Raw genomic sequence first — 16125 nt, forward strand, 5'->3', positions numbered from 1 at the left:
CTGGGGAACGTCAGACCCGGTCGGCCCCCTCCGCCGTCAGCAGGCGGGCCAGCAGCGCGGCCGGCCCCTCCGGCAGCGCGCCGTGCACGAGTTCCGTCCGGTGCACCAGGCGGGGCGCACCGACCGGCACCGCCGCCACCCCCGGCGCCCCGGCCACCGCGGCGGCGGGCAGCAGCGCCAGCCCGTGCCCCGCCGCGACCAGGGCGAGCAGCCCGCGGACATCGGTGCCCAGGTAGCGGGCGGCGGGCCGGAAGCCGTCGACGGCGGTGGCGGCGCGCAGCCGGGCGGCGGTCGGGGCCAGGCCGGGGGCGTCCAGCCAGTGCGCGGCGGACAGGTCGGCGAGCGCCAGTCCGGGGCGGCCGGCGAGCGGGTGGCCGGTCGGCAGAGCGACGGCGAGCGGCTGTTCGGCCACGGCGGCGGTGGCGAGCGGGCCGACATCGGGCAGCGGGAGCGGGTCGCTGGGCGCGGCCGGACCGTCCACGAGCGCGAGGTCGACCGTGCCGGCGGCGACCTCGGCGGGCAGCGCGTCCTGGGCGACCACCCGTACCGTCAGGTCGACCACCGGGTACGCCCGGCGCACCTCGGCGAGCGCGCGCCCCAGCTCCACCCCGACCGCCAGCGGGGTGGCACCGACGGTGAGACGGGCACTTGCGGCACCGGCCAGGCGCGCGATGTCGGCGCGCGCCGCGTCGATCCTCAGCAGCAGCGCGGAGGCGTGCTCCAGCAGCCGCGCGCCGGCCCCGGTCGGGCCGACCGGGCGGCGGTGCAGCAGGGCGGTGCCGAGGTCCGCCTCCAGCGCCGCGATCTGCTGGGAGACCGCGGACTGGGTGTAGCCGAGCTCGCGGGCCGCCTCGGAGAACGAGCCAAGCCGGGCCACGGTGACGAAGGTGCGCAGCTGCTGCGGCTCCACGGCTATCACGTCCACTGATCGTCGGGTAAGGAATCATCGTTGGCGCTGATGCCGCGCCGGCGGTCAGGATAGCCGTATGACGCATCCCGCATCCCGCCTGGCCCTGGTCGGCGACCGCTCCGCCGCCGTCCGCTCGCACGCCCGCATCCCGGGCCTGCTCGACGCCCTCGCCGAGCGCGAGCAGCTCGTCCTGGACGCCTACTGGATCCCCACCGAGGACGCCGCGGCGCCCGGCGCGCTCGACGGCTTCGACGCGATCTGGCTGCTGCCCGGCAGCCCCTACCGCAGCGAGGACGGCGCGGTGGCCGCCGTCCGCACCGCCCGCGAGCGGCGCATCCCCTTCCTCGGCACCTGCGCCGGCTTCCAGCACGCGGTGCTGGAGTACGCGCGGCACGTCTGCGGCATCGACGGCGCCACGCACGACGAGAACCAGCCCGGCGGGGCGGAGCAGGTGATCGTGCCGCTCAGCTGCTCCCTGGTGGGGCACGAGGGCGCCGTGCGCCTGACGCCCGGTTCGCTGGCCGAGCGGGTGCTCGGCGCGCCGCGCACCGCGGAGCGCTACCACTGCGCATACGGGCTGAACGACGGCTACCTGGAGCGGCTGCGCGCGGGCGGCCTGCGGTTCACCGGCGCGGACGACGCGGGCCAGCCGCGGATCCTGGAGCTGCCGGCGCAGACCCACCCGTTCTTCCTGGCCTCGCTGTTCCAGCCGGAGCTGGCCGGGGACGGCACCAGGGCGCACCCGATGATCCGGGCCTTCGCCGCCGCGGCGGTCGCCCACGCCACCGAGGCCGCCCCCACCGCCTCGGTCTGATCCCGCGGGAGCCGGGGCCGGTCACCGACGGGCGGTCAGCCGCTCCCACACCTCGGCGACCCGGGGGGCCAGCTCCTCCAGCGGGCCGCTGTTGTCGATCACCAGGTCGGCGATCGCCAGCCGGTCCGGGCGGCTCGCCTGGGCGGCCATCCGGGCCCGGGCCTCGTCCTCGGTCATGCCGCGCAGCCGGACCAGCCGGTCGATCCGTACCTCGTCCGTCGCGTCGACCACGGCCACCAGGTCGTACAGCGGGCCGAGCCCGTTCTCGGCGAGCAGCGGGACGTCGTGCACCACCACCGCGTCGGGCGCGGCCGCCGCCTCCAGCTCGGCGGACCGCGCCCGGACCAGCGGGTGGACGATCGCGTTCAGTGCCTGGAGCCGGGCCGGGTCGGCGAAGACGATCGCGCCGAGCGCGGGCCGGTCCAGCGAGCCGTCCGCGGCGAGCACGCCCGGGCCGAACTCGGCGGCCACGGCCGCGAGCCCCGGCGTCCCGGGGGCGACCACCTCACGGGCGATCACGTCGGAGTCCACGATCACCGCGCCGTGGGCGGCGAGCAGCCGCGAGACCTCGCTCTTGCCCGCGCCGATGCCGCCCGTCAGTCCGATCTTCAGCATGGCGTCAGGCTACCCGTGCCGGTCGGCCCCACCCCGGGTCGGACCCACCCCGCTCGCCCCCGACCGCCCTCGACCCGCTCACCCCCGCCCCACTCACCCCAGGTCGAGGCTCTCCCCCTCGCCCAGGGTGCGCAGCTCCGCGCCGCCCGGACCGCCCGGGCCGACCAGGCGGGTGTGCACGGCGAGGCCGACCGGGCTGAGCACCGCGTCGTGCACCGGCACGGCCTGCCGCGCCCCGGCCTCGCGCACGTAGTCGACCAGCTCGCCGACCTTGGTCCAGGGCGCGGCGATCGGCAGCAGCAGGGTGTCCACCGGGTGCGGCGGGACGAGCAGCGCGTCACCGGGGTGGAAGAGCCTGCCGTCGAAGAGGAATCCGATGTTCCGTACCAGCGGGATGTCCGGGTGGATCACGGCGTGCCACTCGCCGTGCACCGAGACCGCGATCCCGCCGAGGTCGAAGGCGTCGCCCTCGCCGACCGCGGTCACCCGCCGGGCGACCCCGTCCAACTGCTTGGCCACGTCCGTGTTGGTCCACACCCGCAGCTCCGGATCCGCCTCCAGGGCGGCCCGCAGCCGGGCCTCCTCGAAGTGGTCCATGTGCTCGTGGGTGATCAGGACGGCGTCCGCGCCGGCCAGCGCGGCGGGGTCGGTGAAGGAACCCGGGTCGACGACCACGGTCGTCCCCCCGTGTTCGAGGCGTACGCAGGCATGTCCGAACTTGGTGATCCGCATAGGCAGAACATACAGCAAAGCTGCACAGTTTTGCTGTAGATATTCGCGGTAGGCTTCTCCCGTGAACAGTCCGCACCCCGAGACCCTCGAACTCGCCGCCGACCTGCGCAGCGCCATCGGCGAACTCGTCCGCGCACTGCGCCCCGACGACACGCTGCCGCAGAACCAGGCCGGCGTACTCGGTCTGCTGGTCCGCGACGACCGCTCCTACACCGTCGCCGAACTGGCCGCCCGGCAGCGCGTCCGACACCAGTCGATGGCCCGCACGGTCGCGCTGCTCACCGAGGCCGGCCTGGTCGCCCAGCAGCCGCACACCACCGACCGCCGCAAGCTGCTGGTCACCGCCACCGAGGCCGGCCGCGCCGCCCTGCACGAGCAGCGCGCCCGCCGCGAGGCCCGGATCGCCACGGCGATCGAGGCCCGCCTCAGCTCCGACGAGCGCGAGACCCTGCGCGCCGCTGTCGCCCTGCTCCGCCGCCTGCCCTGACCGGGCCCGCCCGCCCCGCCGCCCGCCTCTGACCGGGCCCGACGCCCGTCGAGCCCCCGGGAGACTACGAGGCCGCGCTGACCAGTTCCTCGGCCGGGCGCTGGGCGGGCAGTACGGCCGCCGGGGCGAGGTCCGGCAGGTCGACGTGCTCGCTCAGCCCGAACCGCTCGTGCAGCCGGCGCAGCGGGGCCGGCGCCCACCAGTTGAACTCGCCGAAGAGGCTCATCGTGGCCGGCACCAGCAGGCAGCGGACCAGGGTCGCGTCGACCGCCACGGCGACGGCCAGCGCGATGCCCATCTGCTTCACCATGAGCATGTCGCCGAGGGCGAAGCCGGCGAAGACGATCACCATCAGCAGCGCCGCCGAGGTGATGATCCTGCCGCTGCGCTGCACGCCCAGCTCCACGGCCCGGGTGCAGCTGTGGCCCTTGTCCCGCAGCTCCTTGATCCGGGCGAGCAGGAAGACCTCGTAGTCCATCGACAGCCCGAAGGCGAAGGCGAACACCAGCACCGGGATGAAGGTCTCCAGCCCGCCGGTCGGGCTGAAGCCGAGCAGGCCGCTGAACCAGCCGTCCTGGAAGACCAGGGTGAGCGCGCCGAGCGAGGCCCCCAGCGAGAGCAGGTTCATCAGCAGCGCCTTGACCGGCATCACCACCGAGCCGGTCATCAGGAAGAGCAGGATCAGCGTGCCGAGGGCCACCAGGCCCAGTGCGATCGGCCCCCGGGTGAGCAGTTCGTCCTGGAAGTCGACCACCGAGGCCGCCCCGCCGGTCACCTGGGTGGTGAGCCCGCCGCGGTCCGCGCGCAACTCCTCGACCACCTTCTTGGCCGCTCCGCCCTGCGGATCGCCGTGCACCAGGACGTCGATGGTGGAGACGGTGTCGCTCACCGGGGTGACGGCCCGCACGCCGCTGACGCCGGGCAGCTTGGCCACCACGTCGTCCGCGTAGGCCTGGGCGACCTTCGCACCGCTCTCCACCACCACCGTGATCGGGGCGGCGGAAGCCTGCGGGAAGCGCTGGTCGACGGTCTCGGCGACCTGCCGGCCGGCCGAGGAGGCGGGCAGGACGGCGGCCCCGGAGTTACGCATCTCGGCGTGCAGGAACGGCGCTCCGGCGGCCATCAGCACCCCGGTGCAGACCAGGGCGACGAGCACCGCCCGCTTGCGGACCCGGCGCACCGTCCGGCTGAAGAAGCCCTCGTCGGGGACGGGCGCGGTGGGCGTCCTGATCCGGCGGCCGGCGAAGCCGAGCAGCGCGGGGACGAGGGTCAGCGCGGCGGCCACCGCGATCACCACGACGCTCACCCCGGCCGCGGCGACGGCCCCGAGCACCGGGCTGGTGAAGACGAACAGGCCGGAGAGCGCGACGGCGACGGTCAGACCGGAGAAGGCGACGGTGCGCCCGGCGGTGGCGGCGGTCCGCTCGACGGCGGCGGCGATCGACGCGCCGTGGCCGCGTTCCTCGCGGAAGCGGTTCACCATGAGCAGCGCGTAGTCGATCGACAGGCCCAGCCCCAGCACGGTGGCGATCGGCAGCACGCTGGTGTCGATGTCCATGATCTTGCTGAAGCCGAACATGGCGAGCAGCGCGCCGCCCACCGAGGCGACGGCGCCGATCACCGGCAGGCTCGCGGCGGCCAGACCGCCGAACACCAGGACCATGACGATCAGGGTGAGCGGCAGGGTCACGATCTCGCCGAAGCGGGTGTCCTTTTCGGTCTGTTTCTTGACCTCGTCCTGGAGCACGAGGTCCCCGCCGACGGTCACCTCGGCGCCGTCGGCCTTGATGGCGGCGAGTCGCTGGGTGACGGCGGTGGTCTGCGCGGAGGTGCTGCTGTCGGCCATCCGTACCGAGACCAGGCTCGCGGTGCCGTCGGCCGAGCGGAGCCCGGCGGCGTCCGGGCCGGGGCCGTAGGCGTCGACGGCCGAGGAGACGCCGGGGAGGGCGGCGATCTCGGCGGTGGCCCGGGTGACGGCGTCGCGGACGGCCGCGTCGTCGACGGGCTTGCCGTCCACCACGGCCGTCACGGTGCCCCTGGCCGGGTCGGCGGCGGCGACCACGGCGCTGCCGCGGTCCGCCTCGGAGGAGGCGGAGGAGGCTCCGGCCACCGTGCCCTCGAAGACCCGCCCGCCGATCAGCACGCCTATGACCAGGACGACCGCCCAGAAGCCGAGCACCCAGCGCCGCTGCCGGTAGCAGAACCGGCCGAGCGCAGCGAGGCGTCCGGCGACCCGGAGGTCGTCGGACGTGCGGGGGGAGGCAGGGGTCACGGCGGTGCGACGGCGCATGTGCGGGGGGTGCCTAGCGTGTGGGGCCGGGTGAGCGGCCCATCGGGCAGTTCCACCCAAGGTAGGCCCTAGGTCCTGAATCGCCCATAGACATCCGATGAGCCCCTAATCACAAAAATCCCCCCATAAGGAATCCCTAAAGGAAAGCCGAAAAACAATGAACCCCGCTCGGAAACCGAGCGGGGTTCATCGGTGACGCTGTGCGCTATGTGCTCATCAGCGCGCGCCGATCAGCATCAGCGGCAGGGGCAGAGCCTCAGCTCTGGCCGCCGGCCAGCTTCTCGCGCAGGGCGGCCAGGGCCTCGTCCGAGGCCAGGGCGCCGGAGCCCTCGTCGCTGCTGGACGAGTAGGAGCCACCGGCCGCGGCGGCGACGGCGTCGCCACCCTCGGCAGCGGCCTCCGCGTCGGCCTCGCGGCTCTTGATGACCTGGGCCTGGTGCTGCTCGAAGCGGGTCTGGGCCTCGGCGTACTGCCGCTCCCACTCCTCGCGCTGCTTCTCGAAGCCGGGCAGCCAGTCGTTCGCCTCGGGGTCGAAGCCCTCCGGGTAGATGTAGTTGCCCTGGTCGTCGTAGGACGCGGCCATGCCGTACAGGGTCGGGTCGAACTCGACCTCGGCCGGGTTGGCACCCAGCGCCTCGTTGGCCTGCTTCAGCGAGAGGCTGATGCGACGACGCTCGAGGTCGATGTCGATGACCTTGACGAAGATCTCGTCGCCGACCTGGACGACCTGCTCCGGGATCTCGACGTGGCGCTCGGCCAGCTCGGAGATGTGGACCAGACCCTCGATGCCCTCGTCCACGCGGACGAACGCACCGAACGGAACCAGCTTGGTGACCTTACCCGGAACGACCTGGCCGATCTGGTGGGTACGGGCGAACTGCTGCCACGGGTCCTCCTGGGTCGCCTTCAGCGACAGGGAGACACGCTCGCGGTCCATGTCGACGTCGAGAACCTCGACGGTGACCTCCTGGCCGACCTCGACAACCTCGGACGGGTGGTCGATGTGCTTCCAGGACAGCTCGGAGACGTGCACCAGGCCGTCGACGCCACCCAGGTCCACGAAGGCACCGAAGTTGACGATCGAGGAGACGACGCCGGAGCGCACCTGGCCCTTCTGCAGGGTGGTGAGGAAGGTCTGGCGGACCTCGCTCTGGGTCTGCTCCAGCCAGGCACGGCGGGACAGGACCACGTTGTTGCGGTTCTTGTCCAGCTCGATGATCTTGGCCTCGAGCTCCTTGCCCACGTAGGGCTGGAGGTCGCGGACGCGGCGCATCTCGACGAGCGAGGCCGGGAGGAAGCCACGGAGGCCGATGTCGAGGATGAGACCACCCTTGACGACCTCGATGACGGTACCGGTGACGATGCCGTCCTCTTCCTTGATCTTCTCGATCGTGCCCCAGGCACGCTCGTACTGAGCGCGCTTCTTGGACAGGATGAGACGACCCTCCTTGTCCTCCTTCTGGAGAACCAGGGCCTCGATGTTGTCGCCGACGGCGACGACCTCGTGCGGGTCGACGTCGTGCTTGATCGACAGCTCGCGGGACGGGATGACGCCCTCGGTCTTGTAACCGATGTCGAGGAGGACCTCGTCACGGTCGACCTTCACGATGACGCCCTCGACGATGTCGCCATCGTTGAAGTACTTGATGGTCTCGTCGATCGCGGCCAGGAACGCCTCGGCGTCGCCGATGTCGTTGAGCGCGACCTGCGGGGTGGTGCTGAGGGAGGAGTCGGTGGGGCTCGTCATTAGGAAAAGGGCTCCGGTACGGACATGAAAGTCGTAGGTAATGCCACGCGGAGGGCCCGTATCGCTCCCACCGAAAGCCGGACAGCCAAGAACACGGAGCACCGGAAATCCCGTACAGGGAAGATCGGCGTCCGTCTTGCGACCGTGGGGTCTTCGACAGATGCGAGCGCGACCTGCTCCGTCCGAGGCGCGCAGGCCCGCAGCGCAACTTGTAGCATACGGGGACGGCCAGGCACGGTCAACGCCAACAACGGCAAGACGGTGGAGCCCGGCACGGATCAGGCCATATCCTCCGATTGCGCACCTCATGGGTGGCGGCCGCAGGGAACCCTTTCCCCGGATGCCACCGCCGGGACACCAGACCTTTCCGGGCCCGGTAGACGGCAGCGGCGCTTCCGCAGAACGACACCCTACGCGATGGGCCTTCTCACCGTGACCGGCACCCCCCACCCCGACCCGCACGATCTTGACGAGGACGGCGACGACGCGGTAAGGCGCTCCGCCGGCGTCGGCGAGAGCAGCCGCGCCAGCCGCCACTGGTGGGACCGCAACGCCGACGAATACCAGGACGAACACGGCGAGTTCCTCGGCGACGACCGGTTCACCTGGTGCCCCGAGGGCCTCGACGAGGCGGACGCCCGACTGCTCGGCGACGTCGCCGGCCGTACCGTGCTGGAGCTCGGCGCCGGCGCCGCCCAGTGCTCGCGCTGGCTGGCCGGCCGCGGCGCCCGCCCCGTCGCCCTCGACATCTCGCACCGCCAGCTCCAGCACTCCCGGCGGATCGACCTCTCCCGCGGCGCCGTGCCCGTCCCCGTCGTCCAGGCCGACGCCGCCGTGCTGCCCTTCGCCGACGCCTCCTTCGACCTCGCCTGCTCCGCCTACGGCGCGATCCCGTTCAGCGCCGACACCGGCGCGCTGATGCGCGAGGTGCACCGGGTGCTGCGGCCCGGCGGGCGCTGGGTCTTCTCGGTCACCCACCCGATCCGCTGGGCCTTCCCCGACGAACCCGGCGTCGAGGGGCTCACCGCCGTCTCGTCCTACTTCGACCGCACCCCCTACGTCGAGGAGGACGAGCAGGGCCGCGCCACCTACGTCGAGCACCACCGCACGCTCGGCGACCGGGTCCGCGAACTCGTCGCCGCCGGCTTCCGGCTGGTCGACCTCGTCGAGCCCGAGTGGCCGGAGGGCCACGAGCAGGACTGGGGCGGCTGGTCGCCGCTGCGCGGGCGGCTCATCCCCGGCACCGCGATCTTCGTCACCGAGCGGGGCTGACACCTTGCCACCCCACCGATCAGCAGGGGCGGCCTGGCGCGAGCTGCCCGTCCGCACCGCCCTGCCCGCGCTGCACGAGGCGCTGGACGGGCCGGGTGCCGCTGTCCTCGCCGCGCCGCCCGGCACCGGCAAGACCACCCTGGTGCCGCTCGCCCTGGCCGGGCTGCTCTCCGACGGGCCCCCCTCCGACGGGCGGCCCGTGCGCCGGGTGCTGGTCGCCGAACCGCGCCGGCTCGCCGTCCGGGCCGCCGCCCGGCGGATGGCGTGGCTGCTCGGCTCCGCCGTGGGCCGCGAGGTCGGGTACACGGTGCGCGGCGAGCGCCGGGTCGGGCCGGAAACCGTGGTCGAGGTGGTCACCACCGGCGTGCTGCTGCAACGCCTCCAGCGGGACCAGGAACTGCCCGGCGTCGACGTGGTCGTCCTCGACGAGTGCCACGAACGGCACCTCGACGCCGACACCGCGCTCGCCTTCCTGCTGGACGTCCGCGCCGCCCTGCGCCCCGAGCTGCGGATCGTCTGCGCCTCCGCCACCTCGGACACCGCGGCCTGGGCCGAACTCCTCGGCGGCGCACCCGTGGTCGAGGCGCACGGCGTCTCGCACCCGGTCGAGGTGGTGTGGGCGCCGCCGCCGCGCGCCGTCCGGCCCGCGCACGGCACCCGGGTGGACTACGCGCTGCTCGACCACGTCGCGGCCGTCGTCCGGCGGGCCCTCGACGAGCGCTCCGGCGACGTGCTCTGCTTCCTGCCCGGCGTCGGCGAGATCGCCCGGGTCGCCGGGCTACTGGCCGGTGTGCCGGTGGACGTCCTGCAACTGCACGGCCGTGCCCCGCAGGACGTCCAGGACGCGGCGCTCACCCCGTCCCCTTCACGGCGGGTCGTCCTCGCCACCGCCGTCGCCGAATCCTCGCTCACCGTGCCCGGCGTGCGGATCGTGGTGGACGCCGGGCTCGCCCGGGAGCCGCGCACCGACCACGCGCGCGGCCTCGCGGCGCTCGTCACCGTGCGCGCCTCGCTGGCCGCCGCTCGCCAGCGCGCCGGCCGCGCCGGACGGGAGGCGCCGGGCACCGTCTACCGCTGCTGGCACGAGGCCGAGGACGCCCGCGCCGCCCGCTTCCCCACCCCGGAGATCGCGCTCGCCGACCTGACGTCGTTCGCCCTCCAGGCCGCCTGCTGGGGCGACCCGGACGCCACCGGCCTCGCCCTGCCCGACCGGCCCCCGGCGGGCGCGATGGCCGCCGCGCGGGAGACCCTGCTCGCCCTCGGGGCGGTTTCCTCGGACGGCCGGGCGACTGAGCGCGGGGGGCGCCTCGCCCGCACCGGGCTGCACCCGCGGCTCGGGCGGGCGCTGGTGGACGGCGCACCCGCCGTGGGCGCCCGCCGGGCGTCCGAAGTGGTCGCGCTGCTCTCCGAGGAACCGCCGCGCGCGCTGGGGGACGACCTCGGCGCGGTGTGGCGGACGGTGCGCTCGTCGCGTGACCCCTATGCCGGCCGCTGGCGCGACGAAGTCCGCCGCCTGCAACGCGCCACCTCCGACGAACCCGCCACCCCGCTGCCGGACGCCACGGCCGTCGGCCTCGTCGTCGCCTTGGCCTTCCCCGAACGCATCGCCCGCGCCCGGGTCGAGCGACCCGCCCCGGGCGAGCGCAGCCCGTACCTGATGGCCTCGGGGACGGCGGCCGAACTCGCCCCCGGCACGGCGCTCGGCGCGCTGCCCTGGCTCGCCGTCGCGGTCGCCGACCGCCCGGCGGGGTCGCCGTCCGCGCGGGTGCTGCACGCCGCCGCGCTCGACGAGGGCACCGCCCTGCTCGCAGGCGCGTCGCTGCTGACCGACCGCGCCGAAGTCCACTGGGACACCCGGCGCGGTGAGGTCGTCTCCCGTCGCGTCGAATCCCTCGGCGCGATCGAACTCGCCGAGAAGCCCCTGCCCCGCCCCGACGTCTCCCTCGTACGCGCGGCCATCCTCGAAGGCCTCACCCGCGAGGGCGTCAGCGCCCTCCTGACCTTCCCCTCCAACCTCCGCGAACGCCTGGCCTTCCTCCACACGGCGATCGGCGACCCCTGGCCGGACGTCTCCGACGCAGCCCTCCTCGAACGCGCCGAGGAGTGGGTCGAACCCGAACTCTCCCGCGCCCGCCGCCGCGCCGACCTCGCCCGCATCAACACAACCGCCGCCCTGCAACGCCTGCTCCCCTGGGCGAGCGGACAGGCCGGCCGCCTCGACGAACTGGCCCCCGAACGCATCACTGTGCCCAGCGGTTCGAAGATACGGGTCGACTACAGCACCGAACGCCCGGTGCTGGCCGCCAAGTTGCAAGAACTCTTCGGCTGGAAAGCCGCCCCCGCCCTGGCCGGCGGCCGAGTCCCCCTCACCGTGCAGTTGCTCTCCCCCGCCGGCCGCCCCGCCGCCATCACCGGCGACCTGGAGGGCTTCTGGAAGAACGGCTACCACGCCGTCCGCGCCGACCTCAGAGGCCGCTACCCCCGCCACCCCTGGCCCGAGGACCCGACCACTGCCGAGCCGACGAAGCGCACCAACGCCAGGAAGTGACAGGCAGGTGTTGGCGAAACAGCGGCGCTCGGGTTGCACGACTGCGACTTGTGTCCTGAGGCAGTGGCTCCCGAAGGGACCGGGGAAGTACGGATCCCAGGCGAGGCCGGCATCGCATACGCCGCTCCGTTCCTGATCACGCACTACATCACCGTTCACGGCTATCGGCCGCCCCAGGTCTTCATCGACGCCGTTCTTGCCGTCGATCTCGACGCATGGGCTGCCGCAAGGTGGCCCGACGTCCCCTTCCCGTGGGTTCCCGATGAAGTGGAACGCATGCTGGAGTGAGACGAGCGAACCCCATGGATCAGACCATCTAGCGCACCGGGTCGTCCTCGTAGTCACGCCTGGGCACGATCTACCACCTCAGCTCACACGACGCGTCAGACGTCACCGAACTCGCCGGACCGGACAGCCGTCACGAACGCCTGCCACGCGGTTACCGGGAAGGCGAGCGCCGGCCCCTCCGGGTCCTTGGAGTCACGTACGGGAACAGTGCCGGGCAGGCTGTTGGACACCTCGATGCACTGCCCGCCATTGCTGCTGTAGGTGGACTTGAACCAGTCGAGGGTCATAGTTGCCTCCGTAGCTCGCGGATCATCGCCACCGAGTCCGCCTGTGAAAGAGCATGCGTTTGTAGCTGATAGTAGGACGCCAACTCGGCCGTCACAGCGCTGGCCTCCCTCTCCAACCGCCCTTGGTGCGCACTCTCGGCATAGGAGATCAGCGATCGGTCCGGCAACGTCAGAATGGACACCGGAAGATCGAATGCCCTGTCCTCCCCCAGCTGGTACGGGGCAAGCTGGAGCCTCACGGTGGGCTCGTCGGCGAACTCGACCAGGCGGTCGAGCTGAGCCGCCATCACAGCGCCCCCACCCACGATCCGACGAATGCAACTCTCATCCATGACCACATGGATCAAGGGCGGCGGCTCCCGACGCAAGCCGGCCTGGCGGTTTATGAGAACGCGCACTCGCTCGTCCGCCTGGTCCTGAGTGATGCTTCTCCGGCGCACAGCGCCCGCCGTGATGGCCGTTGCGTACTCCTTCGTCTGCAGCAGGCCCGGCACGATGCCGAGCTCGAAGAGTCGCAGTTCAACGGCCCGACGCTCTTGAATGACGAACTCGGCGAAGCCTTCCAGCAGCGCGCTGTACTTGACGTCGCTCGCCTTGTGCTTGAACGTGGCCGCCTGCGATGTACCAAATGCGCCGTCAAGTGCTGCCGCGATCCGCCGGGTTGGTTTCCTTCGACCATTTTCGAGAGCCGAGATGTGGGACGAGGTGCAGCCAACCAGCCCAGCAAGGCGCTCCTGCGTCCACCCTCGTTGCTCGCGTGACTCGCGAAGAAACGCTCCGAACTCAGCCGCAGGGGAGGACTGAGGATCAAGTTCCCTCTTGTTCACAGCGATTCACCCCACCAATCAAACAGCACAGTCAAGTTGAACAGCTCTGAAGCCTAGGGGAAAGTGGACGCGTTGAGTAGCCGTATCGCTACGCAATGAAGCAGCGCGCGCCGTCACTCCGCGCCGGCCTCACGCCCCCTCATCCACCCCCCGAGGTACTCCGTCATGCCCCTATACCGCCGCCCCCGCACGTTCGCCGCCCGGCTCGACTCCCACGCCGCCTCCACGCCCCTCGCCCGCCGCCTCCTCCGGGCCTACCTCGCCGCCCTCCCCACCGGCGACCGCTACTCCGACATCGCCGAACTCCTCCTCGGCGAACTCTTCGCCAACGCCGTCCAGCACAGCGACGCCGACGACGACCGCCTCATCGAGATCCGCTTCGCCGTCGTCGACGACCGCCTGCGCCTCGAAGTCCACGACGCCGGCACCGGCCGCCCCACCCTCCGAACCACCACCCCCGACGACGAGCACGGGCGCGGGCTCTTCCTCGTCAACGAACTCGCCGATCGCTGGGGCTGCTGCCCCCGCGCGGGTGGGATCGGCAAGTTCGTCTGGGCCCTGATCGCCCCCGCATTCACCCCGCCACCTGAAAGGCACGCAGCCCCGGCTCGCCGGACCGGAAGCCGCTCCCCGGCCGCCCGCGCCGCCCAAGCAACCGCCCCCTGAGCGCGGGAAGTCGGCCGCACCGACTTCCCGCGCTGAAGCACGCGGGCGGCACGGTCCCCAAGCCCGTGTGGCACACCTCGCACTCGGTCGGCGAGCAGGCTCAGGCCGTCTGGGTCCGCGAAGTCCGCACCGGGGAGATCACCGTGGCCGTGACGGTGTGCCCGCACATGTTCCAAGCCAGCCTTCCAACCCGAACGGGCAATGGGCGTGGCAGCCGACCGGGACCACCCATCAGATCGCGCACGCGATCGCCGACCGGCTGGAAAAAGCCCACGACCGGTGCCCACCTCCGGCATCCTGCGCGCCGCCTTGCTTCATGATCGCCCGCCCTCACGACCGGCCTCCTCGCCCGACCCTGGCGCTGCTCCCGGGGAGCAGCGCGCGAGCCGGATCGACCCCACGAAGCTCGATTCGTGGACCGGAAGCTGGGTCACTCAGCTCGCGGCGCCCTCGGCCGAACGGATGAGCAGTGGTGGGCAGCAGATCCTCTCGGACGTGGCCACCGGCTCGCAGGCCCGGACCGTGGTGCAGCGCGGGCCACTCCGCCTGTGGGACCAGGTGGAGACCGCCATCGAGACCTGGCAGGACGCGGGCGCGCCGCACCAGGTCGCCTTCGGCATCACCGTCTCGGCAGGCGGGCAACGGATCTGGCTCGACAACGAGGACGGTCCGGGCTGGAACCTGCCGATCTGCCCCGGGGGGACACCTCGGCACCCGAACCAACGCGCAGGAAGTCGGCCACACCGACTTCCTGCGCGCTCACCACCCCGCCGCGCCGCCCGCCCAGCGGCCGGCGCCCTACCTGGCGCGTCTGCGCACCTAAGCGGTGAGCCGGATCTCCGAAAGGATGCTCTCCGCACCCTGGTCCAGCAGGAGTCCGGCCACCTGCCCACCCAGCTTCTCCGGCTCGCCCAGCGGGCCGGAGAGGCGGGCCTCCACCTGTCGTCTGCCGTCCACGGAGGTGACCTGCCCGTGCAGGGTCAGCACGTCGCCGTCGACCTTGCCGAAGGCACCGACCGGCACCGAGCACCCGCCGTGGAGCTCGGCCAGCATCGCCCGCTCGGCCCGCACCTCCGCGTCGGTCACCGGGTCGCCGGAACCGGCCAGGATCTCGCGGGCCGACTCGTTGTCCTCCCGAATCTGGATACCCAGCGCACCCTGACCCGGCGACGGGGGGAACAGCCCGATCGACAGGATCTCGCTGATCTCCTCGCTGCGGTCGAACCGCTTGATCCCGGCTGCTGCCAGGACCACGGCGTCCAGCTGCTGCGTCCGGAGCTTGCCGAGCCTGGTCGGGACGTTCCCCCGGATCTCCACCGGCACCAGGTCCGGGCGGACGTGCAGCCTGGATCTGCTTGAGCCGGTGCTTCACCGCTCGGGTGATCTGGCCGAGATCAGCACGACATCACCCAATCAAGTTCAGTACCCACCTCGAACATGCCTGTTTTCCGATGGTATGTCGGAAAACAGGAAAGAAGCCTTCATACCGAAGGCCATCCGGACCATCCGCATCGGCGCCCGCACCTCCCCGACGTCGCCGGCCCGGGCCTCCCGGGTCACCAAGGAACTGCGCGACCGCTACCCGGACGCCCGGGTCAAGCTTGTTCCGTTCACTGCGGCCGGCGATCTCGAACCCGGCCAGCAGGCCGAACTGCTCCTTGGTGCCGTGGACCACCAACACCGGAGCGCGGACGGCGTCGAGGGGGAGGACGGGGCCCACTCGGACGGAAGGGGCGCACGGGAAGTCGGCGGGGCCGACTTCGCGTGCGCGGCGCCGTGGCTCAGGAGGAGGCCCACCAGGCCGAGGGCGATGCCACGGTGTAGCCCAGTGACTCGTACAGGGGCCTGCCCAGCTTCGAAGCGGTGAGGGTGGCCGGGTGGTCCGTCAGGTGGGCGAGGGCGCCGAGCATCACCGCCCGGCCCACACCCCGTGAGCGGAAGGCCGAGGACGTCGCGATCCAGTAGTGGCTGGCGACGCCGTCGGACACGACGCTCACGCCGGCTCCCGCGGGCACGCCGTCGACCGAGGCTATGAACACGTCCACGCCCGGCTGTTCGATCAGCGTCGGCGGGAAGAGCTCGCCCGGGTGGTAGGGCTCGAAGCCGGTGAGTTCGAAGCCCTCGATCACGATCCGCTCGGCCGCCTGGAGGTCCTCGGGCTGCCGTGCCCGGGTCACGTCCAGGGCCGGGGCGGCGACGGGGCCGGGCTGGCGCAGCATGATCGGCATCTGCCAGGTGCGCATGGCCAGGTGGCTCAGGTCGGTCGAGCTGAACGGGTCCTCGACGAGCGCCGGGCCGGCGGCCCGGCGGGTCAGCTCGCTCAACTCGGCCACTTCGCCCGGGGCGAGGTCGGGCTCCTGGACCAGGATCCGCAGGCCCGCACGGTCGTCACCGTCGACGGCGACGAAGCCGCGGCGCCGGATCACCTCGTGGCCCCGGGATCGGCCGGTCGCGGTCCAGAAGGCGGCGGAGTTGCGGGCCTGGAGCGTCGGTGCCTCGGCCAGGGTGGTGGGCCGGTCGGTCGAGAGGGATTCCGTCGTCATCGGGCCTACGGTAGTGCGAAATTGACCCCGTCACACGGACCGGCGAAGCGCACCGAGGCGCGACGCCGGCCCGGCGGCGGAGCGGCGGTGGAGCGGTGA

Annotated in this window: 15 protein-coding genes and 1 pseudogene; 7 read left to right on the forward strand and 9 right to left on the reverse strand. The window is 72.5% G+C overall.

The features are described 5' to 3' along the window. Positions 1-10: 10 nt before the first annotated feature. Positions 11-925, reverse strand: a complete 915-nt coding sequence (locus ACFP3U_RS03005; protein ID WP_380223536.1) for a LysR family transcriptional regulator — start codon at positions 923-925, stop codon at positions 11-13. Between the two features lie 61 nt (positions 926-986). Between ACFP3U_RS03005 and ACFP3U_RS03010 the strand changes: the two genes are divergently transcribed. After that, on the forward strand, positions 987-1724 hold the full coding sequence (locus ACFP3U_RS03010; RefSeq protein WP_380223537.1) for a CTP synthase C-terminal region-related (seleno)protein: 738 nt from the start codon (positions 987-989) through the stop codon (positions 1722-1724). Between the two features lie 21 nt (positions 1725-1745). Here ACFP3U_RS03010 and coaE read toward each other — a convergent pair whose 3' ends face one another. Then, on the reverse strand, positions 1746-2339 hold the full coding sequence (gene coaE, locus ACFP3U_RS03015) for a dephospho-CoA kinase (RefSeq protein ID WP_380223538.1): 594 nt from the start codon (positions 2337-2339) through the stop codon (positions 1746-1748). Between the two features lie 93 nt (positions 2340-2432). Beyond that, the gene (locus ACFP3U_RS03020; RefSeq protein ID WP_380223539.1) at positions 2433-3071 is read right to left on the reverse strand and encodes an MBL fold metallo-hydrolase; all 639 of its coding nucleotides are present in this window, start codon (positions 3069-3071) and stop codon (positions 2433-2435) included. A 61-nt stretch (positions 3072-3132) separates the two neighbouring features. Here ACFP3U_RS03020 and ACFP3U_RS03025 point away from each other — a divergent pair, with 61 nt between their 5' ends. After that, a complete protein-coding gene (locus ACFP3U_RS03025; protein WP_380223540.1) occupies positions 3133-3558 on the forward strand; it encodes a MarR family winged helix-turn-helix transcriptional regulator in 426 nt (141 codons plus the stop codon). A 64-nt stretch (positions 3559-3622) separates the two neighbouring features. Here the strand turns inward: ACFP3U_RS03025 and ACFP3U_RS03030 are convergent, their stop codons facing one another. Together ACFP3U_RS03030 and rpsA are read right to left on the reverse strand one after the other, a co-directional pair. Next, a complete protein-coding gene (locus tag ACFP3U_RS03030; RefSeq protein WP_380223541.1) occupies positions 3623-5848 on the reverse strand; it encodes an MMPL family transporter in 2226 nt (741 codons plus the stop codon). Positions 5849-6104: 256 nt separating this feature from the next. Further along, the gene (gene rpsA, locus ACFP3U_RS03035; RefSeq protein ID WP_030307517.1) at positions 6105-7595 is read right to left on the reverse strand and encodes a 30S ribosomal protein S1; all 1491 of its coding nucleotides are present in this window, start codon (positions 7593-7595) and stop codon (positions 6105-6107) included. A gap of 417 nt (positions 7596-8012) precedes the next feature. Here rpsA and ACFP3U_RS03040 point away from each other — a divergent pair, with 417 nt between their 5' ends. Genes ACFP3U_RS03040 through ACFP3U_RS03050 form a run of 3 tightly spaced genes read left to right on the forward strand, consistent with a single transcriptional unit; the run spans position 8013 to position 11703 of the window. Then, positions 8013-8867, forward strand: coding sequence for a class I SAM-dependent methyltransferase (locus tag ACFP3U_RS03040; RefSeq protein ID WP_380223542.1), 855 nt, complete (start codon positions 8013-8015; stop codon positions 8865-8867). Positions 8868-8871: 4 nt separating this feature from the next. After that, positions 8872-11415 (forward strand): ATP-dependent helicase HrpB, encoded by a 2544-nt coding sequence (gene hrpB / locus ACFP3U_RS03045; protein WP_380223544.1) that lies wholly within the window; start codon positions 8872-8874, stop codon positions 11413-11415. 33 nt (positions 11416-11448) lie between these two features. Beyond that, on the forward strand, positions 11449-11703 hold the full coding sequence (locus ACFP3U_RS03050; RefSeq protein ID WP_465261952.1) for a DUF7919 family protein: 255 nt from the start codon (positions 11449-11451) through the stop codon (positions 11701-11703). 95 nt (positions 11704-11798) lie between these two features. On the opposite strand, the gene ACFP3U_RS03055 is transcribed toward ACFP3U_RS03050, so the two are convergent. Both ACFP3U_RS03055 and ACFP3U_RS03060 read right to left on the reverse strand, forming a co-directional pair. Next, the gene (locus tag ACFP3U_RS03055; protein ID WP_380223547.1) at positions 11799-11990 is read right to left on the reverse strand and encodes a DUF397 domain-containing protein; all 192 of its coding nucleotides are present in this window, start codon (positions 11988-11990) and stop codon (positions 11799-11801) included. Next, positions 11987-12817, reverse strand: a complete 831-nt coding sequence (locus ACFP3U_RS03060) for a helix-turn-helix domain-containing protein (RefSeq protein WP_380223549.1) — start codon at positions 12815-12817, stop codon at positions 11987-11989. Before ACFP3U_RS03060 ends, ACFP3U_RS03055 begins: the two co-directional genes overlap by 4 nt. 165 nt (positions 12818-12982) lie before the next feature. On the opposite strand from ACFP3U_RS03060, the gene ACFP3U_RS03065 reads away from it, so the two are divergent. Beyond that, the gene (locus tag ACFP3U_RS03065; protein ID WP_380223550.1) at positions 12983-13483 is read left to right on the forward strand and encodes an ATP-binding protein; all 501 of its coding nucleotides are present in this window, start codon (positions 12983-12985) and stop codon (positions 13481-13483) included. Between the two features lie 313 nt (positions 13484-13796). Then, positions 13797-14173: pseudogene (locus tag ACFP3U_RS03070) on the forward strand (ATP-grasp peptide maturase system methyltransferase); the annotation flags it as partial. A 129-nt stretch (positions 14174-14302) separates the two neighbouring features. Here ACFP3U_RS03070 and ACFP3U_RS03075 read toward each other — a convergent pair. Next, the gene (locus ACFP3U_RS03075) at positions 14303-14827 is read right to left on the reverse strand and encodes a hypothetical protein (protein WP_380223710.1); all 525 of its coding nucleotides are present in this window, start codon (positions 14825-14827) and stop codon (positions 14303-14305) included. Positions 14828-15264: 437 nt separating this feature from the next. Then, complete coding sequence (locus tag ACFP3U_RS03080) at positions 15265-16026, reverse strand: GNAT family N-acetyltransferase (protein WP_380223551.1); 762 nt, start codon at positions 16024-16026, stop codon at positions 15265-15267. Positions 16027-16125: the final 99 nt, after the last annotated feature.

It is taken from the genome of Kitasatospora misakiensis, assembly GCF_042656005.1.
In the GTDB taxonomy this organism is placed as follows: domain Bacteria; phylum Actinomycetota; class Actinomycetes; order Streptomycetales; family Streptomycetaceae; genus Kitasatospora; species Kitasatospora misakiensis.

Bases quoted from the DNA above. Each gene is read 5' to 3' on its own strand.
- rpsA (WP_030307517.1), bottom strand. From the start codon at position 7,595: ATGACGAGCCCCACCGACTCCTCCCTCAGCACCACCCCGCAGGTCGCG.
- coaE (WP_380223538.1), bottom strand. From the start codon at position 2,339: ATGCTGAAGATCGGACTGACGGGCGGCATCGGCGCGGGCAAGAGCGAG.
- ACFP3U_RS03065 (WP_380223550.1), top strand. From the start codon at position 12,983: ATGCCCCTATACCGCCGCCCCCGCACGTTCGCCGCCCGGCTCGACTCC.
- ACFP3U_RS03040 (WP_380223542.1), top strand. From the start codon at position 8,013: ATGGGCCTTCTCACCGTGACCGGCACCCCCCACCCCGACCCGCACGAT.
- ACFP3U_RS03010 (WP_380223537.1), top strand. From the start codon at position 987: ATGACGCATCCCGCATCCCGCCTGGCCCTGGTCGGCGACCGCTCCGCC.
- ACFP3U_RS03080 (WP_380223551.1), bottom strand. From the start codon at position 16,026: ATGACGACGGAATCCCTCTCGACCGACCGGCCCACCACCCTGGCCGAG.
- ACFP3U_RS03055 (WP_380223547.1), bottom strand. From the start codon at position 11,990: ATGACCCTCGACTGGTTCAAGTCCACCTACAGCAGCAATGGCGGGCAG.
- ACFP3U_RS03030 (WP_380223541.1), bottom strand. From the start codon at position 5,848: ATGCGCCGTCGCACCGCCGTGACCCCTGCCTCCCCCCGCACGTCCGAC.
- ACFP3U_RS03020 (WP_380223539.1), bottom strand. From the start codon at position 3,071: ATGCGGATCACCAAGTTCGGACATGCCTGCGTACGCCTCGAACACGGG.